This is a genomic window from Colwellia sp. MB3u-4 (genome assembly GCF_014077065.1).
Lineage (GTDB): Bacteria > Pseudomonadota > Gammaproteobacteria > Enterobacterales > Alteromonadaceae > Cognaticolwellia.
The window spans coordinates 105460-126819 of the sequence record NZ_JACGVE010000079.1; the positions used below are offsets into that span (position 1 = coordinate 105460).

General features: G+C 39.1%; 18 protein-coding genes. 7 read left to right on the forward strand and 11 right to left on the reverse strand.

Annotation, left to right across the window (positions count from 1 at the left end):
* Nucleotides 1-52: 52 nt before the first annotated feature.
* Nucleotides 53-652 (reverse strand): TIGR04211 family SH3 domain-containing protein, encoded by a 600-nt coding sequence (locus tag H4J61_RS09995; RefSeq protein WP_182184947.1) that lies wholly within the window; start codon nt 650-652, stop codon nt 53-55.
* A 208-nt stretch (nt 653-860) separates the two neighbouring features.
* On the opposite strand from H4J61_RS09995, the gene H4J61_RS10000 reads away from it, so the two are divergent.
* Nucleotides 861-2372 carry a CYTH and CHAD domain-containing protein gene (locus H4J61_RS10000; protein ID WP_182184948.1) on the forward strand — a complete coding sequence of 504 codons (1512 nt, stop codon included), beginning with the start codon at nt 861-863 and terminating at the stop codon, nt 2370-2372.
* A 273-nt stretch (nt 2373-2645) separates the two neighbouring features.
* Here H4J61_RS10000 and H4J61_RS10005 read toward each other — a convergent pair whose 3' ends face one another.
* The 3 genes from H4J61_RS10005 to H4J61_RS10015 all read right to left on the reverse strand — a co-directional run bounded on the left by H4J61_RS10005 (nt 2646) and on the right by H4J61_RS10015 (nt 5330).
* Entirely contained in the window at nt 2646-3260 is a 615-nt protein-coding gene (locus H4J61_RS10005) for a PilZ domain-containing protein (protein WP_182184949.1), read from the reverse strand.
* Nucleotides 3261-3460: 200 nt separating this feature from the next.
* Nucleotides 3461-4072, reverse strand: coding sequence for a TetR/AcrR family transcriptional regulator (locus tag H4J61_RS10010; protein WP_182136503.1), 612 nt, complete (start codon nt 4070-4072; stop codon nt 3461-3463).
* Between the two features lie 31 nt (nt 4073-4103).
* A complete protein-coding gene (locus H4J61_RS10015) occupies nt 4104-5330 on the reverse strand; it encodes a threonine/serine exporter ThrE family protein (RefSeq protein ID WP_182136502.1) in 1227 nt (408 codons plus the stop codon).
* Between the two features lie 250 nt (nt 5331-5580).
* On the opposite strand from H4J61_RS10015, the gene H4J61_RS10020 reads away from it, so the two are divergent.
* Entirely contained in the window at nt 5581-5754 is a 174-nt protein-coding gene (locus H4J61_RS10020; RefSeq protein ID WP_182136501.1) for a hypothetical protein, read from the forward strand.
* 109 nt (nt 5755-5863) lie between these two features.
* Here the strand turns inward: H4J61_RS10020 and H4J61_RS10025 are convergent, their stop codons facing one another.
* Nucleotides 5864-6628, reverse strand: a complete 765-nt coding sequence (locus tag H4J61_RS10025; protein ID WP_182184950.1) for an NRDE family protein — start codon at nt 6626-6628, stop codon at nt 5864-5866.
* Between the two features lie 359 nt (nt 6629-6987).
* Between H4J61_RS10025 and H4J61_RS10030 the strand changes: the two genes are divergently transcribed.
* Together H4J61_RS10030 and H4J61_RS10035 are read left to right on the forward strand one after the other, a co-directional pair.
* On the forward strand, nt 6988-7758 hold the full coding sequence (locus H4J61_RS10030; protein WP_182136499.1) for a class II aldolase/adducin family protein: 771 nt from the start codon (nt 6988-6990) through the stop codon (nt 7756-7758).
* Nucleotides 7759-7821: 63 nt separating this feature from the next.
* Nucleotides 7822-9006: a mandelate racemase/muconate lactonizing enzyme family protein gene (locus tag H4J61_RS10035; RefSeq protein ID WP_182136498.1), complete on the forward strand. Its 1185-nt coding sequence runs from the start codon at nt 7822-7824 to the stop codon at nt 9004-9006.
* A 254-nt stretch (nt 9007-9260) separates the two neighbouring features.
* Here H4J61_RS10035 and H4J61_RS10040 read toward each other — a convergent pair whose 3' ends face one another.
* The 4 genes from H4J61_RS10040 to H4J61_RS10055 all read right to left on the reverse strand — a co-directional run bounded on the left by H4J61_RS10040 (nt 9261) and on the right by H4J61_RS10055 (nt 13272).
* A complete protein-coding gene (locus tag H4J61_RS10040) occupies nt 9261-9719 on the reverse strand; it encodes an Lrp/AsnC family transcriptional regulator (RefSeq protein WP_182184951.1) in 459 nt (152 codons plus the stop codon).
* A gap of 117 nt (nt 9720-9836) precedes the next feature.
* Complete coding sequence (locus H4J61_RS10045; protein WP_182184952.1) at nt 9837-10742, reverse strand: amidohydrolase; 906 nt, start codon at nt 10740-10742, stop codon at nt 9837-9839.
* Between the two features lie 44 nt (nt 10743-10786).
* Nucleotides 10787-11512, reverse strand: coding sequence for an SDR family NAD(P)-dependent oxidoreductase (locus tag H4J61_RS10050; RefSeq protein ID WP_182184953.1), 726 nt, complete (start codon nt 11510-11512; stop codon nt 10787-10789).
* Nucleotides 11513-11742: 230 nt separating this feature from the next.
* Entirely contained in the window at nt 11743-13272 is a 1530-nt protein-coding gene (locus tag H4J61_RS10055) for a dipeptidase (RefSeq protein WP_220461238.1), read from the reverse strand.
* 461 nt (nt 13273-13733) lie between these two features.
* On the opposite strand from H4J61_RS10055, the gene H4J61_RS10060 reads away from it, so the two are divergent.
* The 3 genes from H4J61_RS10060 (at nt 13734) to H4J61_RS10070 (ending at nt 18592) form a co-directional block, all read left to right on the forward strand.
* Nucleotides 13734-14825 (forward strand): efflux RND transporter periplasmic adaptor subunit, encoded by a 1092-nt coding sequence (locus tag H4J61_RS10060; protein WP_182136494.1) that lies wholly within the window; start codon nt 13734-13736, stop codon nt 14823-14825.
* A gap of 8 nt (nt 14826-14833) precedes the next feature.
* Nucleotides 14834-17908 (forward strand): efflux RND transporter permease subunit, encoded by a 3075-nt coding sequence (locus H4J61_RS10065; protein ID WP_220461239.1) that lies wholly within the window; start codon nt 14834-14836, stop codon nt 17906-17908.
* A 303-nt stretch (nt 17909-18211) separates the two neighbouring features.
* Complete coding sequence (locus tag H4J61_RS10070) at nt 18212-18592, forward strand: VOC family protein (RefSeq protein ID WP_182136493.1); 381 nt, start codon at nt 18212-18214, stop codon at nt 18590-18592.
* Between the two features lie 148 nt (nt 18593-18740).
* Here the strand turns inward: H4J61_RS10070 and H4J61_RS10075 are convergent, their stop codons facing one another.
* Both H4J61_RS10075 and H4J61_RS10080 read right to left on the reverse strand, forming a co-directional pair.
* Entirely contained in the window at nt 18741-19439 is a 699-nt protein-coding gene (locus tag H4J61_RS10075) for a metal-dependent hydrolase (protein WP_182184954.1), read from the reverse strand.
* 467 nt (nt 19440-19906) lie between these two features.
* Nucleotides 19907-21055, reverse strand: a complete 1149-nt coding sequence (locus tag H4J61_RS10080; protein ID WP_182184955.1) for a tyrosine-type recombinase/integrase — start codon at nt 21053-21055, stop codon at nt 19907-19909.
* Nucleotides 21056-21360: the final 305 nt, after the last annotated feature.

Genomic DNA, 21360 nt, shown 5'->3' on the forward strand with positions numbered 1-21360 from the left:
TGTTCTTTAATTTTATTGGTTTTTCACGCAAACTATAATGAAATGGGCTTAGTTAGCCCCAGTTTTCCATGCCTGATTTACGCTTTGAAAATAAACGCGGTAAGATCAAACCAAATAATAAACCAATACTTAATACGATTGCGCCATTAAAAAACCATTGTTTTTTAATGCTAGTATCTTGATTTTTTAATTGTGATTTAGTTTCTGTTAAATCCATATTGAGTGCTGAAATACTGTTTTGTAGGTCACTACGCTCAGATTTTAACGCGTCAATTTCGCTTATTGCTTCATTGAGTTGATCAGTAACATCACTTTTACCTGATTGAAAACTCGCTAATTTTTCATTGAGATCAGCAATAACATAACGCATGCCTGGTTTTGTTGAGACAAGTTTGCTTTCAATCCAGCCAGTACGGTCATTATCGCTAATGATCTCGCTATAATCATTAGATGACTTACCGGTTAATTGTATTTTTTCACCCGCGTTTACCGTACCTTGTATACGGTAATTTTTACCCGCGCCTGAGTGCATATAAACAATTAAATCTTCAGAGATATAACCGGTAGTGGTTGAATTAGTAGATTCTTCAGCAAAAGAGAATAAGGAAGTAAAAAATAATAGTGCAACGAATTTTTGTTTTATGTTTATCATGAAATAACCAATAGCGCCATTTAAACAGAGAATGGCAAAGATAGTAGGACGTTGTAGGAATGATAGCAAGTGGAGTCGCTTAGATTCCTAAGATTTTTGATATAAATTTTTAATCATGTAAGATTGACAGCTACTATTAGCTGTAATTGTACAAAAAATATCGCTGCTTCAGTTAATAGGCTTGATTTATAACTAATATTGGAAAAGTATGACAACCGAAATAGAGCTTAAATATTTAGTTTTAGGCAATGACACCGTAGAAAAAATCACCCAAACACTTAATCGTGAAAATATTCACTTTAGCTATCAAGAAAAGCAATTCACTAATTGCTACTTCGATACCCCAGAGCTGAATTTGCGACAACATGATATGGGCTTAAGGGTTCGCCGAAGCAATAGTCATATTGAGCAAACAATCAAAACCGCTGGGCAGGTGGTCGGCGGTTTACATAGCCGCCCTGAATATAACGTTGATATTGAAGGTGAACTGCCGATTTTAAAGCTTTTTCCAGATGAAATTTGGCAACCAAGCCAATCGGTTGAAAATATTCAACATGACTTAGTTGCCTTATTCAATACTGACTTTAAACGTTGTACCTGGTTAATCACCGATGCCAGTGGCAATAGGGTTGAGCTGGCTTATGATCAAGGCGAAGTGGCCAGTGCTGAGAAAAAAGAGCACATTCATGAGCTTGAATTTGAGTTGGTTCAGGGGGATAAATCTGCACTATTTACTTTAGCATCATTGCTTTTTAAAGAGCTAGCACTACGCCCAGGCTTAAAAAGTAAAGCGGCACGAGGTTATGCGCTTTGGCGAACCGAGCCAGTAGTAGCAGCTACGCCACAACAAAGTTTTATTTGCAACAAACGTGGTGATTCAATTGCTAACGCCTTTACCGATGGACTGAGTCATGGGCTTACCCGCCTGCAAAATAGTATTGAGGCTTATTTAGCAACGCCAACTTTGCATGAATTAGTGGCAGTAAAAGCAAACTTAGCGCTTATTCGTCATGGCTTTTGGTTATTCGCAGACTATTTATTGCCAGATGAATTAGTGATCAGAGATGAATTAAGTCATTTTGTGCATTTACTTGCTTGGGTTGATAACGCGATATATTTGCAAGAACTGACCAATAAAACCGGCAATTACCGCAAAAAACTTGATTTTAGCAAGCTACTAATCGAACAACTTCAAATAGAAAAACGTCGTTTTCCTGATAGTGATGATATTAGCCAGCTGTTACATAGTAGCCGCTTTAATCAACTGCAACTGTCAATATTACAAGGTTATTTAGCGCGTAGTGAGCATACTGCTATTGCGAGTAAAGTCGGTGAGGATACGCTGATTACATTTGCTCAAGATAAAATTCAATTGAGTCTAAGTGAAATTAGTGCCCAGATGAAGAACATGGCGAGTTCAGACTGTCAGCAATATATTGCACAAAGCAAACTACTGTATCGCAGCTCATTAACCGGTACTTGGCTTGCCGGACTATTTGATAATGATTTACGGGATAAGTTTCGCCGGCCATGGCTAGACTTACAACAAGGTATCAGCGAATTACAGTCACTGTGGATTATTCAGCTGCAATTAGAAAAACTCTCTGAGCCGCCAAAAAAACTGGTACAGTGGCAGCAGAGTAAAGTACAAGGCTTGTTATTGGCATTAGATAATACTAAAGCCATTGCTATTGCGATGGAGCCGTATTGGCTTGAGTAGCACTAAGAGCAAGAATTTATCATCAAGTGTTTGATGCTTATTAATAGTGGAACAATAACTGAGAGATAAATAATAACTGAGCGATAAACTCAATAATAGTCAAACAATAGCTTAGTAATCCACTAGGCTATTTTTTTAATATTAAAATCAGTAGAGTAAGCAGTGTTATTTTTATTAATAAACCTGTTAGGCAGGCCTATTGTCAATATTTTAAGCTCCCACTGAGCTTAACCTTGTAAGTTCAATGAGCCATAAGGTCAAGGGTTAAGGCGTTTACGCTGAAGTGTTTTTAGCTTGGTGACGTTGTTGTGCTAGTGCTTGTAGCTGTTTTGATTGTTGATGCAAACTATGTCGCACTAATGTTTCTTGATCATCTGCACGAATATGATGAAAAATCACCTTGTATTGACTTTCGCTGTCAACTATTTCACTACTGACAATTTCGCCAACACAATAAAACGCGGTGTTTTCATCAGCAAAAAATAACTTTAAGTCAAGAAAGTCACCCGTGTTAAAGGTGTTAGGTGTCGTGGTTTTAAAAATAATGCCACCCCCACCAAACTTAATGGCTTGAAATCTGGTGCTTGCATCGTTTTGTTGACTAAGAATGTAACCTACCAGTAGGTCCATTTTTTTCGCTTGATGATTAAGGTAATCCATTAAATGACTAGCAACCCCAGTCACTGCTTGCAGCGCACGTAGGGCACTTTTATCGACGGTATTGACTTCTGCCGCTATTTTAAAAGGTGCTGGCATGTTTTCAATAAACTGCTGATAGTTTGGCAATTGCGCTAAGTCGATAACACTAGCGTTGATGTTAAAAGCATAGTTTATGGAAAAAAACTCATCAAATTGAGCAAGTTTTGTCTGATGGTCAGCGGTTGTCATAAATTAATCACCTTATAATTTGCTTAAGTGGTCTTATTTATTATCTCAATGGTTAGCTATATCTATTGAGATAAATAATCGATTATTCTAAAGTGGATCTAATATCTGCGTTAGTTTTAATCCCAATAACCAATTAATACTCAACCAAGCGCCTTGCTCTTGAATATCTAGTCTCACTTATAATGGCTCACTGACTTAATTTAATGGCTATTGTGCGTACTAGCAAGAAACACGTTAACGGCACATTCACACATTTCATCAATCTGGCTTTCTTGTGCATATATACCGTCAATAACCAAACGCGCGATACCGTGCAAAGTAGCCCAAGTCACTTGCGCCAACCTTAAGCTATTTTCCTCTTTGATAATAATACCTTGTTCTTGCCATAATTTGGTCATTTCAACTTGGTAGTTAAAAGTTGCATAGGCAATTTTCTTTAACGCTTCCGTGCTATTATTTTCTTTCCAAATAACCCGGCCAAACATCAGTTCGTATAACGATGGGTTACTGGTAGCAAAGCCGATATAAGCATGAACAAAATGACGATACTTCTCTTCATTAGACAGATTTTCTTCAGAAAAAATTTCACCGACACGCTGATGCCATTGTGCAAAACCTTGCTCAGCAATCGCACATAACAAATCATTTTTATCGGTAAAGTGATGATAGGCCGCGGTGCGCGAAACACCAATGCGCTCGGCGAGTTTACGTAACGACAAACCTTCAGTGCCGGCCTCTGTCACCATTTCTGTTGCGGTAATGACTAACGACTTACGCAAATCTCCATGGTGATATTTTGTTTTGGTCGCCATTAGTTAAGCCGCTTAGTGTTATTAGTTATGATCAAAGGACTTTTCTCGATGGAAATGCCACATTAGCAAATATTAATCCGGCTACTAATGACATGAAAATTAGAAAGGTTTGTGAGCCGATGTCAGTGGCATTTAGCATAGTTTGCCCCGATACTGCGTTGCTTAAACCAATATACACTTTACTTCCTGGTACCAATACCACCAAGCCCATTAATTTAACAATACTTGAGGGAAGATTCATAATGCGTGAAAAAATACTACTGTATATGCCTAAGGCAAAGGCACCCACAAAGGCACCAAGAGCAACGCCTAAATATTCAGCGCCAATGATACTGGCACCAAAAGAAATATAACCTGAAATAATGCCCCAAGGTGCATCTTTTTTACGACACTTAAATAAAATAACTAAGCTAATTGATAAGGTGGTCACTGCCGCCCATGAGGTCCAATTAGGTGTGCTGGGTGGCTGAATAAAAGCAACTTCACCCCACATCATTTTTCCCAGAGCTATACCTAAAACACCACCAAAGTAAATCTTAAATAAGATCATTAAGGCATCCATTAGCCTGGCGGTTCCCGAAATCAAATTTCGTGAGGCAAGCTCAGATAAAGCCAAGGTTAACGACAAGCCTGGAATGAAGGCGATAATACTCGACAAAACCACCAAAGGGATATTAATGCTGGGATCTATTAAGGCAATAGCCGTGGCTAAAATAGCGGTTGTCATCGCGGCAATGGGTTCTAACATATCTGTGACACGGCGCGAGTGTTCTGCCCCAAAGGCAAATAAGCAAACCACAAAACCCAACAAGGTGGACCAAAAAACGTCATTCCAACTGGTGTGCATTAGCATGGCAAAAGCGCCACTTGAAGCGCCAAAAGCCAAAAAGGTTAAAAATCGACCATAAGGGTTAGGTTTGTTGGCAATTTCGTCTAAGCGTTCAATGGCTTCTGATAGTGTTCGTTGACCCGAGGTAAGTTCGTCAACCAATTCGTCGGCACGTGCCAATGAACCTAAATCAAGTTCGCCCGGGGCAACACGTAAAATATGATTGTAGTCTTGGTTTTCGTCATCTTCAGATAAAATAAAGGTTAACGATGTTGGGCTAATCACAAAAGAGCCAAAAACATTTAAGCTTTTTGATACATCGGCTAAATGTGCCTCCAATCGATAAGCGGGAGTACCGAATTTATGTAAAGCTTTGCCTAAACGAATTATAAATCGACGCTTATCGATAAAGCTATCAGTGTTTGCCATGGGAATTTCGTTAATATTGAAAATAATTTTCTATGGTAAATGATTAATTTTAAAATGAAAGCACAGATGTCAGATCTTAATAAATTTGTTATCTAAAAGAACATATACATTGTTTAGGAAAGTTTGCAGATAGGTTTAGGAAAGTTTGCAGATAGTGCAAATCTCGGTATGATACTTGAGCTAGCGCGGTAGTTTTTTCTTGAAAATTCAACTGCGCTAGTAAAATTTTGCTATTAGGGTAACAAGTGATATGACTTTATTGATTATTTTATTTTGTGTGTTTTCGGCGGTTGCCTTGATGGTGATTTTAGGACAACGTTTTGGCAAACCAATGGCAGTAGAGCAGCAGCAAAAATACGCTAAAATACTCTGGGTAGTGGTATTTATTGCCATTATTGCTGCTATTATTCGTCAGATGTTGTAAGACTGCACTTTTTGCAGCGTTATTTGCAGCGTTTTTTTGCACAGTACTGACATTTTTATCAATACTATTTATCAACAGGATTAAAAGTACTATCTAGTAAAAGTACCATTTAGCTTTTCTTACTTGACTCGATATCGAACTTGTTTTCATTTACTACCTCGCCAGCGCTATTATAGTTACGTTCGTAAACTTCAATGTCACCTGTTTTTGCTTGTAATATTATGGCTGTCGAACGCGTGCCATAGTCAGGCGATATGATAAAGATACTGCTTAGTAGCGACTCCAACTCTTCACTTATGCCAGTAACCGGTAAATGTTGTTCTTGCGCAAGTTCTTGGTTCATCATCACAGAGAATAATGCGGCAATATTTACCTTATCAGCGGTAATTAAACCTTCCAAGGTATTTAGGCCTAAGGCCATTTTTGGCCAAATATCATCTAATGCGCCATTACAGACGCTATGAAAGCCAGGTTTAAGGCTGACAAAGTTTTTATTAACACTATCAAATGCCTGCAAATTATTTAACGGACCAAACACGAGATTAAAGTCGTTGTATTTATCTGACACTTGCGATAAATGTTGCTGGGTTTTAAGGTCTCCGTTTTGCAATGCTTGCACAACTAAATCACCGCGAGAGCGTTTTTTCGCATCAAAACTTGCCGGTCGACGAAAGTTAGTTAAGGCTGAGAAGTCGCCTTCAGGGCTTAGGCCAAGCCAAGTACCTTGTGCTTGTAAATCTTTACCTGCTAATATCTTTTGCTCTGGCCACCAGTGCATATTTTGTGTTGGGCGTTGATGGAACTCATCGCGATTAGCACAGATAATAACCGGGTAGTCAGGGTGTTGTTCAATGGCGATAAATAAAATACACATAAAAAGTTTTTTCCAAAAGAGGGTGTATAAATGGTTGTCATACCAATTTCATTAATTAGGTGGTCTACTTTATACGTAGGAAAAATGGCCAAATATAAGGCATTTATTTTAATAACTAGTTGTTCTAATTATTAAATAAATAACGCAATAGTGGGTTATTTATTTTAATAACTAGTTGTTCTAATTATTAAATAAATAACGCAATAGTGGGTTATTTTAACCAGTAAAAATGATCAGATAATTAGTGAAATTGGTATAACTAATAATATCTGGAGCTTTCACTCTATGCCATCATAGGATAAGGTTTATAACAAATATACCCTCGATATTATTTTTCAAGCAAAAGGTAGTAAAGGCTGATGTTAGCAGTTCCCGTAATTGATTTAAAAGATAAAGTATCAGCACAAGAATGGCTACTCAGAGTAGATTTAGCCGCATGTTATCGACTGATTGCCTTGCATGGCTGGGATGACTTAATTTACACCCATGTTTCGGTGCGTATTCCTGGTACAGAGCATGTACTGATTAATGCTTTTGGTTTACGGTTTGATGAAATTACCGCGTCGAATTTAGTTAAAGTAGATATGGCGGGCAAGATAGTTGATGCCGACTGCCCGTTTGAATTTAACCCCGCAGGTTTTACCATTCATAGTGCTATTCACGCCGTTCGTCATGACGATATTTGTGCCTTGCATGTGCACAGTAATGAAGCGATAGCGGTGGCGAGTTTAGAAGCAGGTTTATTGCCTATTAGCCAATATTCAATGTTCGCACTTGCCTCACTCAGTTATCACGATTATGAAGGTTTGGCGGTCAACGACGATGAAAAGTTGCGTATACAGCAAGACCTAGGTGATAAAAATTTCATGTTATTGCGTAATCATGGCGCCTTAACCATGGGCAAAACCATAGGTGATGCTTTTATGCATATGTATGATTTAATACGAGCTTGTCAAATTCAAGTACAAGTAATGTCGATGGGTATGAAGCCACTATTGGTTGACCAAAGTATTGTTGATGGTATTAAAGCGCAAGCAAACATAGTGCATACCGGACAAACGGGTGGGCAAAAAGCTTGGCCAGCGATGTTACGTCGAGTCTATAAAGAAGATCCAAATTTCGCGCTATAACCCTGAATATCATGGCTGTAGTGATTTTAGCAGCGCATTTAAAAAACATGTAAAGAGAGCATAATGAAAGTAACTCATGTAGAAATTTTTGATATTGAATGTCCAAAACGTCCAGGTTGGAACCCAGTATTTATTCGTGTACATACCGATGAAGGTATTTCCGGTGTCGGTGAAGCAGGTCTGGCTTACGACTGGGGTCACAGTGCTGCTGCGGCAATGTTAAAAGAGATTAGTGAAGCGATACTGATAGGCTTTAATCCCTTTAATACCGAATTATTGTGGTCTAGAATGCTACGAGAAAGCTTTTGGGGTTTAGGTGGCGGCCCAGTGCTTTATTCGGCCATGAGTGCGATAGATACCGCTTTGTGGGATATAAAAGGTAAAGCACTCGGCTTACCGGTTTATCAATTATTAGGCGGTAAAACTAATGAAAAGTTGCGCACCTACGCAAGCCAATTGCAGTTTGATTGGGATGAGAAAATTACTAAACTTATTGAACCTGCACAATATGCAGAGGCCGCATTAAAAGCCGTTGCACAAGGCTATGACGCGGTAAAAGTTGATCCGATTGTTTATAACCATGATGGCAGTTCTTCATTTGATCGCACTAAATTATTCACCCCAAAACAAATGCGCTTATTTGGTAATCGCCTGCGCGCCATTCGTGATGCCGTGGGTGAAGACGTTGACATTATTTTTGAATCACATTCATTAATGGGCGCGGCTTCAGCGATTCAAATGGGGCGAATTGTTGAAGAAGTTGGCTGCATGTTCTACGAAGAGCCAGTGAACTATCTGAACTCGGCCGTACATAAAAAAGTGGCTAACAATGTTAACGTGCCCATTGCGGGTGGCGAGCGCTTGTATCACCGTTGGGATGTAAGACCTTATTTTGAAGACCAAAGTATTGACGTGTTACAGCCTGATATTGGCTTATGTGGTGGCTTTACCGAAGCTAAAAAAGTGTGTGATTATGCCGACGTTTACGACATTCGTATTCAGGCCCATGTCTGTGGAGGGCCAGTGGCTACAGCGGCGTCTTTGCATCTTGAAACCGCGATTCCAAACTTTTTAATTCATGAGCATCATACTTATGCGATTAAAGACTGGAACCGTGAGCTATGTTTACAAGACCCACAACCGGTGAATGGTTTTTTTGAAGTATCTGAAACCCCAGGCATTGGCATTGAGCTTAATGACGAAATAGTTAAACGCTCACCTAATGTGACAGTCAATGCTTTGAAATAATGGGTTGAAAAGATTAGTTAAAAAGATTAGCTGTCAGTTTGAAGCTGTCAGCTTTCAGTTAAAAAGCAAGAACTGTCTGTTTGATTTTACTGACAGCGCAATACTGCTAACTTAATCTCTTTGGTATTAGATATAGCCTATTGGAAGCTGTCAGTTTGGAGCTGTCAGCTTTCAGTTAAAAAGAAAGGGCTGTTTGTTTGATTTTACTGACAGCTCAATACTTCAAACTGATAGCTAATTTGCTCTCTTTGGTATTAGATATAGTCAATGGGGAGGGCGGTGGTGTATTTAATTTCTTCCATGGCAAAGCTGGAGCTGATGTCTGCAAAACTTGCCCGTGTGATCAAGCGTTGGTAAAAGCTGTCATAAGCTTTCATGTCGGGCACTACCACACGCAGTAAATAATCTACCTCGCCACTCATGCGATAAAACTCTAAAATTTCCGGGAAATCTATCGCTACCTTTCTAAACTCACTAAGCCATTTAGGGTTGTGCTGATTGGTTTTAATGGTAACAAATACCGTTAAGCCGACATTAAGTTGCTCTGGGTCAGCAAGTGCTACGCGACCTTTAATAATGCCAGACTTTTCCATCGCTTGAATACGTCGCCAGCATGGGGTTGTTGACAGACCTACTTGGCTGGCAACATCACTTACCGACGCGGTACAGTCATGTTGTAATATGTTCAGTATTTTTTTATCGAATGCATCCATAAGTGTTTAAAACGAAATGGTTTTACCTAGATAGAGATGAATGAGAAATTATTTTGCGGCAAACAAGTCATTATTGCGAGTTATATTTTGTATAAGCGCCTACTGCTTGTTTAGCCGTTATAGAAATTTGTAAAAACGCTGCGCATTACTAAAGCATAATTGCTGTAACTGTTCGGTGTTAAAGGCAAATTCAGACTCTTTTTTTAAAAGCTCTGTTTTTGTAAGCTCAGTACTTATACCTTGAGTGTTGGCCAGCCAAGTTTCTTGATAGCTAGCATGCCACAAGCATAGCGGAAAATTACTGGCTAGCATCACGCGTTCAACACCAAAAATGTCGATGCACTGTCGGATGATTTTATATGACCAATTTACTGAGTAAGCTCGGTCGGTTATTTCAAAACCAGAACATTTGATGAAAATATTGTCAAAGCTAGCTAAGCGTTTAAGGTTGTTTAACCAATGGACCTGTTGCACCTTATCTTGTGTTGGCCAACCCGCGTGGTTAATACAAAGCTGTAAACGCGGTGTTACTGATAATATGTTAAGTAAACTATCAACGGCCTGATGGTTTGCTAGTGGCATTTGCAGCTCAAAAATGAGTTTATTTTCGGCTAAGCTTGCTAGGTTATCTTGACTGTTTTTATCGTTAAGAATGGCTAAAGCGTCGTCATCTAAAATATAACGAATACCGACCACACTTTGATAGCGCATTAGCTTGTCCACTTGCTGTAAAAATTTCAATTTTGGCAGGGTAATATCGAGCATTGCTATGCTGCGAAAGGGCATGTTACAGGTGTTTTCTAACCAAGCGATTTCGCGCCAAGGTTGCTGATTATCAAAACCCGCTTCAATGTGCACAAAACCCGCTAATATTAACGGTGAGGTTAATGTTAGGTCATGTTCAGAAAAGTTTTTAGCTATTAGGTGTTTGTCTGACCAAAAAGGCGGGTTCTCTGCTCTTAACCATTGATAGTTACCTTCATTAAGAGCAAATAAATGCAGATGGGGATCGATTATTTTCATGGCTATGTATTGTATTTATCGTATTGATTCAGTTGAATTTAGTGCTATTGCGCTGTATAGCCGCCGTCGATCACTTGCAAACTACCTGTGATAAATTTTGCTTTGTCTGAGCCAAGAAAATACACCAATTCGGCTACTTCTTCTGCCTGTCCTAGTCTGCCTAAAGGTTGCAATGCCGCTTCTTCTGCGTGCACGTCAGCTTTGTTCGCCCCTGAGCTTGCACAATAATTATTAATGGCTTGATGGTAAAGCGGGGTTTCAATAGTGCCTGGGCAAACAGCATTGGCGCGAATATTATATTGTGCGTAATCAAGTGCAGTGGTTTTTGCCATTGAGGCGAGTGCGGCTTTACTGAGGTTGTAAGCAAACGAGTTATGTTTGGCAATCAGTGCTTGATCTGATGACATCAAAATTATTGCGCCGTTTTGTTGTGTTTTCATTACCGGTAAAACCGCTTTAATAGCCGCATAAGCACCTTTAACGTTGATATTAAAAACCCGCTCAAAATCTGCTTCACTGGTGTTTTCAATAGAGCCTGTAAAATGTATGCCGGCGTTAGAAACCAAAACGTCGATAGGGCCTTGTTTGGCAATATTAGCAATGATCCGGCTAACGTCGTTCACCTTGGTGATATCACAAGGGCAAAAATCACCAAAATCTGACGCGGTAAGATCAAGATTAAAGACCTGATATTTTTTTGCTAAAAACAGCTTAACAATACTTAAACCAATACCCGAACTGCCACCGGTAACTAAACAAACTTTTTTCATAGCACTAATACATAAATTATTTTGTTAAATAATATCGCGACGAGTGCTAAATACCAAGCCTATTAGCTTATTTAAAGACAAAGCCATGGTTAAAACCAGCAGCGATTGTTGTACTGAAACCTCAGTCCGTCACCTGGTAAGCGAAGATATAAAGCAAGGCATAAAAGCCAAGCAAACTGAAAGCTGACAGCTTCTAACTGACAGCTTTCAACTGACCGCTATTTCTATATTTACTTAGCTAATTCGACTAACACCGCGGTATACATTTTTAAATTTAAAACAAACTGTTCCATAGTAATAAACTCATGCTCTGAATGTCCGGTGTATTCGGCATTGGGCATAGACGGGCCAAAACTAACCGCATTGGGAAATAAGCGTGAATTTGTCCCACCACCAATGGCGATAGGTTTCGCATCTTCAATGCCCGTAAAGTGGGTAAACACCGCTAATAAGGTATTAATATGTGGCACATCTTTTTGCACAAAAGGGTCACCAATATCATGCGCTAACTCTTTAACATCCGCATCAAATTTGTTATTCCAGTTTTGTACTGCTTGATGTATTTCATCGTTAAGTTGCTGTTTACTCTTGCCTTGTGGACGGCGCAAGTTAATGTTCAGTTCTATGCTTTCATCATGCTGTTTTATCACGGTAGGGGAGACGGTCATTGGGCCCATAAAATCATCTTGATAAGCAATGTTACCAAATTTTTCACCGGTTAAGCCTAGGCCAATATTGTCATTAATAAAGTTAACTAAAGTACCTGGACCATTATTGACCCAACGCGTACTAGACAATAAATCGGCAAGGTAGGGAATAGCATTTACGCCTTCATCAGGTTTTGAAGAATGTGCTGACTTACCTAATGCTTTAATAGTTAAGGTGCTGTCTTTTAGTTCAAGATCAAAGCTGACACCTTGGTAACTCAGTGCTTTGCGCATTAACCTTTCTAGTAGCACAATATTGGCATTTTCAATAGTCGCACTGGCATCTTCAGGGATTTGGCTACCAAAGAATCCACCGCTAAATTCACTCACATAAGGAGAAATTGTGGGCTTTTCTTGCTGGTTAAACACTAACTTAATAGTGCCGTAACCTTTTTCTGCGGTTACCACCGGGTATTCGGCGTCAATGGTGATATTGGTTTGTGGTAAGTCATGGGTTTTGATATAAGCTTTCAGTGGCTCCCAGTCTGACTCTTCCGCCATATAAATATATAACTCAATACGTTTGTTCAGTGCTAAATCTTTATCTTTAATCGCCTTCATGGCATATAACGCGGTTGAAATTGGGCCTTTATCATCTTCAGTACCACGGCCAATTAATCGCCCTGGCTCTGAGGTGATATCAAGTTCAAAAGGTGATTTTTGCCATTTTTTTGGGTTAGCGGGTTGCACATCGCCATGAGTAATAATACCCACTCGTTCTTTTTGGGCACCTAAGCCAATAATAACCACATAGCCATCGTCGAGATAATCGAACCCGAGTGTTTGCGCTTGTTTTTTTAATTCTGCTTTAAAGGCAATGTGGGCCGGATTGTCATTAACTGACACTCCCTCTTTGGCGACCGTATTGTGCTTAATCAGCGCACGTAAACTATTCAGCATATCATCTTGGTAGGTCGCTACAGCATAGTCAGCCGTTATTTGTGCGACACGGCTTACGGGCGCAGTTTTCGCTGTAGCCAAGAGACTGATGGTTAATGATAAAAGATAAGTTGTTATGATTGTTGCCGATAAAAGCGTAAGTTTTTTAAGCAAAAGGTGCTCCAGTAATTTGCGATTAAGAAATTTTCAGGGTTACATACCTACTTTACTTCACTATTTAGCCCTGAAACTGCATCTTGAAGTAGGGTGGGTATATTAACGTAAGTTAAATTGATGTGATAGCAGACCACTAAAAAACAGACCCGTTCCATTAAGTTTAATGGGCACAAGTGGGCAATAATGTAATGATGTGGTTAGTTAGGTGTATTTTCTTTTGCTTTTCACTTTTGTATGACAAAATAATGGCCGTTTTTGTCTACACTTAATCTGATTGAATTTTAGTCAGTTTTAGCCTTCTCACTATCAGCGCAACGTTAGGTTATCCGTGGTGTTGATAGAAATATTATGAATTAATTATCGACCTCAATTGTGATTGAGGTTATACCCTGTGAAACATTTTTACAGGTGTGTCGTCGGCATGGAATTGCTGCGATATTTTACCTTAGGAAAGCGTTATGAAATTAATCCGTTGGTTTATTGTTGTTGTTATTGTGTCTGCTGTTGTTGGTGGGTTGTTTTATTATAAAGCGTCATTGTCAGGTGGCCAGAAAATGCAATCTGGACCTGAGCCTAGTGCAAAAGTACAAGCCTTTCGGGCGCAAGGTGTTACTTACCAAAAACAAATATCTGTCATTGGTGAAGGGCAAGCGGTTAAATATATCACCTTGAAAAACGAACTGGCTGGCAAGGTGAGCAAACTTAATATGGCCTCAGGCGATAGGGTTAAAAAAGGCCAAGTATTAGTTGAATTAGATCATAGTGAAGAGTTAGCGTCATTGGCCTCAGCTAAGGCGACGATGAAATTGAAAAAACGCACACTGCAGCGTTATATCACGCTAGAAAAAGCAAGTCGCATCAGTAAAGAAAGTGTCGACTTAGCACAAGCAGAATATAGCATTGCTATCGCTGATACGACGCGTTTAGAAGCCATTATTGCAAAAAAAATCATTACGGCACCTTTTGATGCCAGTGTCGGTATTCATAATATTAATCTTGGGCAGTTTCTTGATAAAAACGCTGACATTACCGACTTGCTCGGTCTTGAAAACTATATTTGGGTAGATTTTAAGGTCCCACAAACCTATGCACAATTACCGGTAAATAGTAGCGTTGAAATTACCGTTAATGCTGATGCTGCTTCAACCGGTATTAGCAGTGAAGCCATGATCAGTTCAGTAGCGTCTTTGTATAGCCAAGACTCTCGTCAACTTAAGTATCGAGCCAAGGTGTTTAATTCAGCGCTGGACATTAAAGCCAATCAATTAGTTAAAGTTGCCTTACCCATTATGCCGGCCCAATCTGTCATCACAGTGCCAAACTTGGCGATTGTGCGTGATCAGCTGGGCGATTATGTTTTTAAACTGATTAAAGATGAGCAAGGCGATTATCGCGCGAGCAGAGAAAAAATTGTTTTGGGTGATAGAATCGACGAGCAAGTTATTGTGATTAAAGGACTCAAGGTAGATGATTTGATCGCCGCCAAAGGGGCATTTAAATTGCGCCAAGGATTAAAAACTTACTTTGATCAAGATAACTTAGGCGGATAGGAATAGTCATGCTAAAAGAATTATCTTCATCGAAACATCTTATGGATGTTTTTGTTCGAAAACCTGTAGTCTCCACCGTATTATCGATATTTATTTGTTTAGTGGGTTTATGGGCGGTTAATGCCATATCGGTATTACAATTTCCTAAAATTGAAGGGGCTTCACTGGAAATAACCACTAACTATACCGGCGCTTCTGCTGATGTGGTTAAAGGTTTTGTTACCGACCCAGTCGAGCGAGTAGCATCAACCGTTCCTGGGGTTGATTTTGTCGAATCAAGCACTAGCTCAGGCCAAAGTAAAGTAACCGCCTGGCTTAAGCTTAATCAAAATAGTACCGATGCGTTATCTGAGCTAAACACTCGCCTTAATCAAATTAAATTTGAGTTGCCAGTGGGGGCAGAAGACCCTTTTGTTACCGTAACAAGAACCGATAGACCTTTCGCTGTGTTTTATCTTAATGTGGCATCAGAAGGTTCAACACTCGCGCAAATTACCGACTACCTTACACGAGAAATCAACCCGATTATTAACAATATTGACGGTGTACAAAAGGTCGGTATTGAAGGCGCCCGAACTCCAGCTATGCGGGTTTGGCTTGATGCTGACAAATTAAATATTTTCAATCTTAGCGCTGATGAAGTCTATCAAGCCTTGGCGGATAATAACCGTATTTCAACCTTAGGTTATAGTGAAAACGCGCGGCAAAAAATCGACATTGTGGCCAATACACAAATGTCGTCGGTCAGTGAGTTTGAACAGTTAATTGTTAAGCAAAGCGATAACGCGGTCGTGTATTTAAAAGACGTTGCGCGGGTTGAGTATAGCGCCGAGCAAGCCACGGCTACCGCGCGTTTTAATGGTAAAGATACCGTTTATATTTCGGTTTGGCCTTTACCTGGTGCGAATGAAATTTCCATTGGTGATGAACTCTATAAAGTGCTTGATGAAATCAATGCCGCCTCACCACATATTAAAATAGATATTGCCTACGACGGCACACTCTATATGCGAGACGCATTACAAGAAATTATCACCACACTCATGGAAACCATAGTGTTAGTCGGTATTGTTGTTGTGGTGTTAATGGGGTCATTTAGAGCGGCCTTAGTGCCTTTAGTAACCATTCCTATTTCTATTTTAGGTGCCATTGCCGCTATTTGGTTGATGGGCTTTAGTTTGAATTTACTCACCGTATTAGCGATCGTTTTATCGGTTGGCTTAGTGGTAGACGACGCTATTGTGGTGGTTGAAAACGTTGCCCGACATATGCGCGCTGGTGTGCCACGTATACAAGCCGCTCTGATGAGCTCTCGACAACTGCTGGTGCCAATTATTGCCATGACCTTAACCTTGGCTGTAGTTTATATACCGATTGGCTTTTTATCAGGCTTAACCGGGGTTTTATTTAAAGAGTTTGCTTTTACCTTGGCTATCGCCGTACTAATTTCTGGCTTGGTTGCCGTTACCTTGTCACCGATAATGAGTGCTTATGTATCAAGTGAAGGTGGTAAAGAAAGTAAATTAACCGTTAAGGTTAACCACGCATTTGAGCATTTACAAAATTTTTATGGTCGACTATTAGCAAAAACTTTTCACTGGCAAGGACAGTTGTTCTTTTTTGCCCTGATTGTTTCGTTATTAATTGTGCCTTTTTATTTAATGTCAGCCAAAGAGCTAGCGCCGACTGAAGATCAAAGCAGCGTTTTCATTATTGTACAATCCCCACCCGATGCCTCATTAAAATACAGTGAAGATAATGTCGCTAGTGTCGCTAAAACCTTACTAGAAACTGAGGGCAGCAAAGAGATATGGCAGATAATATTTAGTAGCGGTGGTTTTAGCGGTCTTGAATTTGTCAGTAATGATAAACGAGATAAAAGCATTCAAGAAATGCTGCCTGAAGTTTATGGGCGTCTACAAAGCTCTGAAGGTTTAAACTTGCTACCTATTTTACCTTCGCCATTGCCTACCGCAGGGCAGTTTGATGTTGAGCTGGTGGTTAAGTCTTCATCGCCCTACAGTGAAATGAAATTGTACGCTGACAAACTTGTGGGTGCGGCATTTCAAAGTGGCGAATTTCTCTATGCCGATACAGATTTAAAAATCGATTTACCGCAAGTTGAACTAAAAATAGACCGAGATAAAATTGCTGACCTAGGTATGACGGTGGCTAACGTGAGTAGCCAGTTATCAACCTATCTTTCCAGCAATTATGTCAATCGCTTTGATGCTAATGGCAAGGCCTATCGGGTTATTCCAATGGTCGCTGATAATATCAGCTCACAACCTGAAAAAATATTAAACCTAACCGTGAAAACACCCGCGGGTGTGTTAATACCGGTATCGGCATTTACTGAAATTAAATATCGCACAGTGCCCAGAACCTTAGGCTCGTTTGGTCAACAAAATTCGTTTAGGGTTTATGGGGGAATATTACCTGGGGTAACAAAAGAGCAGGCATTACAAACCTTAGAGTCAGCAGCGGCTGATATGTTACCCAATAACTACAACTTAGATTATGCCGGTGAATCGCGTCAAATTCGTGCTGAAGGTAATAGTTTAATCACCGTCATGGCAATATCTTTAGTCATTGTTTTCTTAGTATTAGCGATTCAATTTAATAGTTATCGTGACCCGTTAGTGATATTACTCGGCTGTGTGCCATTAGCCTTGTCTGGGGCATTATTACTACCATTTTTGGAGTTAACCACGATAAATATTTACTCGCAAATTGGCTTAGTTACCTTGGTGGGACTCATCGCGAAAAATGGTATTTTAATTGTCGAATTCGCCAATCATTTACAAGAAGCAGGCAACAGTAAATTTGACGCCGTTATTGAGTCAGCAACGACGCGTTTACGACCCATATTAATGACCACAGCGGCAACCATACTGGGCCATTTCCCGCTAGTATTAGTCACTGGCGCTGGTGCAGAAGCAAGAAACAGCATTGGTATTATTTTAGTTGCCGGTATGGCCATTGGCACATTTTTCACCTTGTTCGTGTTACCGGTATTTTATTTGTGGATAGCAGAAAACCGCAGTGCTAACAGTGAAGATTTATTAACAAATGATGTATAGATAACTGAAAGTAAAGACCAGTTAAACCTTCTGCTGGGTTGTTGTATATCGGAGTTTATGCCGTCAAGCGCTAAGCTAAGTATTAGCAAGTTGTGACTCAACAGGTCAATTAAAACCCAGGAGTGAAGGCTGTTGGCTAAAACATAACTTATAAACTTTATAAGTTATGCAAATTTTTTATTGTGTTATTAACTGCTTATCGTGCATGCTAGAGGCAGTTTTAGATACTAAAGCGTTAGCTAAATCATTTAAAAATTTAGCTAACGCCCTTGGTGTTTTTGTTCAATTAAAAAGGAAAATTAAATGTTTAGTCATATCATGATAGGTGCGAACGACGTAAAAGCATCAAAAGTATTTTACGATGCCATTTTAGGTGAACTAGGCCATAAACCGGGTGTAATGGATGAAAAAGGTCGGTGCTTTTATTTTACTGACAATGGAATTCTCGCCCTAACTAAGCCAATAAACGGTGAAGAAGCCGGTCATGGTAATGGCAGCACTATTGGTTTTGCTGCTACGTCTCCTGAGCAAGCTGATGCATGGCAAGCGGCGGGTGTTGCTAATGGTGGTGTTGCTTGTGAAGACGCACCAGGTGTTAGAAGTGCACCGATTGGTAATCTTTACCTTGCTTATTTACGTGATCCATCAGGCAATAAAATTTGTGCCCTGCATCGTATGGGGTAAAAAGTTAGCCTGGTAAAATAGGCTAATTGAAAATTTTAGAGAGCAATAAGAGATAAAAAAAGACACGTTTTAGTGTCTTTTTTTTGTGAAAATATGACGTCCAACAGACAGTATATATCCCCTCAACACCAACCGACTGGTGCTCTTCTTAGTAGAAATTAAAAGTTGACCAATCAGCTAATAAGTTAATTGTTGTATCAGTTTCCGGTAGCATATAGCCTAATGCGATGCTGGCAACTAACATCATAAATGTTGCACCTTTACTTTTAAAATAGGCTATTTTCAGGGCTGTACCGAAAGAGCGTTTAATGCGGATATTACTTAAGTCAACACTGTATATCTCATCTAAAATTAAATGAATAAGCCCGCCAAAGAAAACAAACCCACCTGAAAGTAAGGCAAGGATAGCCGACTTAGTTACATATTCGTTATTGAATATCCAAGTTAGCTGCGTTGTTAGTAGGCCGCATAAAATAAGGAATAACAGAGAATGACAGCTGCCCCGGTGAACCGTCACTTTTTCAAATAATGGTCTGATCAGCCATTTCATTATGCTATAAACGGCTAAAGGTATTACCAGCAATTCAATAAAACGGATCTCTCTAAAATGCTCTCCGGTAATGTAGCGCAAAACCATCAGCAGAATGACGGCGGTAAATATATTGAAAATAATATCAAGTGATGTCGAGTTGTCGGAATCAATATCAGGTAACAATCCCCCGATAGTGCCTAAAAACCAAAACCATAATGCTGTATTGATGTCAGTATGACCTGCTGATAATAGCACTGCAGAGCTAATACCTGTACCAGCAGCCGCTATATTGAAGTGAGTCTTAAAATTTGCCATTAGTTCTTTTAAGTGGAATGTTTTGCCACTATTTTACCTTATATTTCATAGTATAAGCGACATATCTAAGTTTATTACTCGCTTTTAGCTTGTTCTTAGATTTATGTAATCAATGGGGTCAGAGTCATTGATATTTTGAGTGCATTTTGTTTGGTAAATTTTAGACATAAAAAAACCGCAATTAAGCGGTTTTCTATCATAGTCTGTTGCCAGACTATGGCCAAATCTAAAAGTTACTAGGTATAACTAATGGACTAAAAACGGTCTTTATTTTGGTGGAGCGGGGGGGAATCGAACCCCCGTCGAATTTCTCTGTAGCCCTTTATCTTCAGGGGGGTTTATATTGCGAGTGTTCCGCGAGTGTTCTGTTGTAATTATTTAATTCATTGATAATGTTAAATAAACACAAAAATCTCAGCCGACATATTAAATGATAGCTGAGGTTTTTGTACTTTATATTTTATTTATTACTCCTTTTTTTTCTTTTCATAATCATCAAGAAAATTGCCATAGTGTTTCAAAAGCATCTCTGGTGATCTATGTCCCATTAATTTTGATAGCTTCCATAAATTCATGCCTTCGCTGATATTTCTTGTGGCAAAAGAGTGACGTAGTTGGTAGGGATAACGATATTTCACACCCGATTTTTTGATGATTTTTGTCCATTGATGTTTTCTAAAACTATCTGTGTTCCATGGATTCCCTTTACTATTTAAAAAAACAAATTCACCATTGGTTCCTGTCAATTCAAATTGCGAAGTAAGTGCCTCGATAGCTTTGTTTGAAAGAGGGACCGTTCTAGCTAAATTATTTTTTGTTCCTTTGATTTGGTTTTCAGTAAATGTTTCGACTAAACAGACTTCTTTGTTGTCAAAATCAACATCAGACCATTTCAAACCCGCCCATTCACCCGATCTACATCCAGTTTCTATACAAAAAGTCACAATATGATTTTCTTGACCATAACAATTGTTTAAAATGTTATGAATTTCTTCACCATTAAATGGCAAAACATCTTTGTGTTTTTTTCGGGCATTCAATTTTTTTTCATTTGATAAAAACACAGATAAATTAATTTGTGATGTAGGATCTATCGTAATCAAGTTTTGAAGGATCGCTTTATTTAAAGAGCACCGAAGCACCGAAATCCGATTTCTAATAGTCTTCGGTGCTTGAGGTGAATTTTCTATGAAACTGAGAATTTCTCTGGCTGTTAGTTTTACAATGGGAAAATCCCACAAGGGTTTTAATGCAGCAACTGATTTTCGGTAACTATTAATAGTTGTATGTGATAAGCCGCGGCGCACAGTGTTTTCTATATAATCGTCAAGATAGTGTTTTACGTTCACATCATGCGTGATATTAGAAAACACTGTTAATTTTGAAGAATTTGGAAAATCATCAGCGTAATTAAATATATTGCGTTCAATTCTGTCACGAATACCAGCGACTTTGTCACTAGCTCTCCTAATGTTTCTACTTGTCACCTCAAATGGATAAATTTCACGGCATTTGATGTTTTTGTATGTAAAACTCAATTGTAACGAGTTACTGAGTTTATTTTTTTTAATACTCACACCTCGTGGGAGTTTATTATCGTTGTTTATATCTTTCATTATTTACTCTTTATGTTTTTTAAAATAAAACGCGCTATAAACACGTTATCTTATTTCTCGAGCCCATTTTTCGACTTCAATGGTGTCTATCCACCTTTCTCTGACATTCGGTATTTTAATAACATGCTTTCCCACTATCCAAATTCCTCGTTCGATTCTTTTGATTACTGCAGCTTGTGACTCACCTGAAATTTCACAATACTGATGAAGCGGTAATATATTAAGCATATGTTTTTTCCTGTTGAATATTTATTGTGCAAAGAGTTTATCGTGAGTCAGCTCAAGCACTTCATCCGTTTTTCAGT

Bases quoted from the DNA above. Each gene is read 5' to 3' on its own strand.
- H4J61_RS10005 (WP_182184949.1), bottom strand. From the start codon at position 3,260: ATGACAACCGCTGACCATCAGACAAAACTTGCTCAATTTGATGAGTTT.
- H4J61_RS10030 (WP_182136499.1), top strand. From the start codon at position 6,988: ATGTTAGCAGTTCCCGTAATTGATTTAAAAGATAAAGTATCAGCACAA.
- H4J61_RS10035 (WP_182136498.1), top strand. From the start codon at position 7,822: ATGAAAGTAACTCATGTAGAAATTTTTGATATTGAATGTCCAAAACGT.
- H4J61_RS10080 (WP_182184955.1), bottom strand. From the start codon at position 21,055: ATGAAAGATATAAACAACGATAATAAACTCCCACGAGGTGTGAGTATT.
- H4J61_RS10020 (WP_182136501.1), top strand. From the start codon at position 5,581: ATGACTTTATTGATTATTTTATTTTGTGTGTTTTCGGCGGTTGCCTTG.
- H4J61_RS10010 (WP_182136503.1), bottom strand. From the start codon at position 4,072: ATGGCGACCAAAACAAAATATCACCATGGAGATTTGCGTAAGTCGTTA.
- H4J61_RS10075 (WP_182184954.1), bottom strand. From the start codon at position 19,439: ATGGCAAATTTTAAGACTCACTTCAATATAGCGGCTGCTGGTACAGGT.
- H4J61_RS10070 (WP_182136493.1), top strand. From the start codon at position 18,212: ATGTTTAGTCATATCATGATAGGTGCGAACGACGTAAAAGCATCAAAA.
- H4J61_RS10000 (WP_182184948.1), top strand. From the start codon at position 861: ATGACAACCGAAATAGAGCTTAAATATTTAGTTTTAGGCAATGACACC.
- H4J61_RS10060 (WP_182136494.1), top strand. From the start codon at position 13,734: ATGAAATTAATCCGTTGGTTTATTGTTGTTGTTATTGTGTCTGCTGTT.
- H4J61_RS10045 (WP_182184952.1), bottom strand. From the start codon at position 10,742: ATGAAAATAATCGATCCCCATCTGCATTTATTTGCTCTTAATGAAGGT.
- H4J61_RS10015 (WP_182136502.1), bottom strand. From the start codon at position 5,330: ATGGCAAACACTGATAGCTTTATCGATAAGCGTCGATTTATAATTCGT.
- H4J61_RS10025 (WP_182184950.1), bottom strand. From the start codon at position 6,628: ATGTGTATTTTATTTATCGCCATTGAACAACACCCTGACTACCCGGTT.
- H4J61_RS10065 (WP_220461239.1), top strand. From the start codon at position 14,834: ATGCTAAAAGAATTATCTTCATCGAAACATCTTATGGATGTTTTTGTT.
- H4J61_RS10040 (WP_182184951.1), bottom strand. From the start codon at position 9,719: ATGGATGCATTCGATAAAAAAATACTGAACATATTACAACATGACTGT.
- H4J61_RS10050 (WP_182184953.1), bottom strand. From the start codon at position 11,512: ATGAAAAAAGTTTGTTTAGTTACCGGTGGCAGTTCGGGTATTGGTTTA.
- H4J61_RS09995 (WP_182184947.1), bottom strand. From the start codon at position 652: ATGATAAACATAAAACAAAAATTCGTTGCACTATTATTTTTTACTTCC.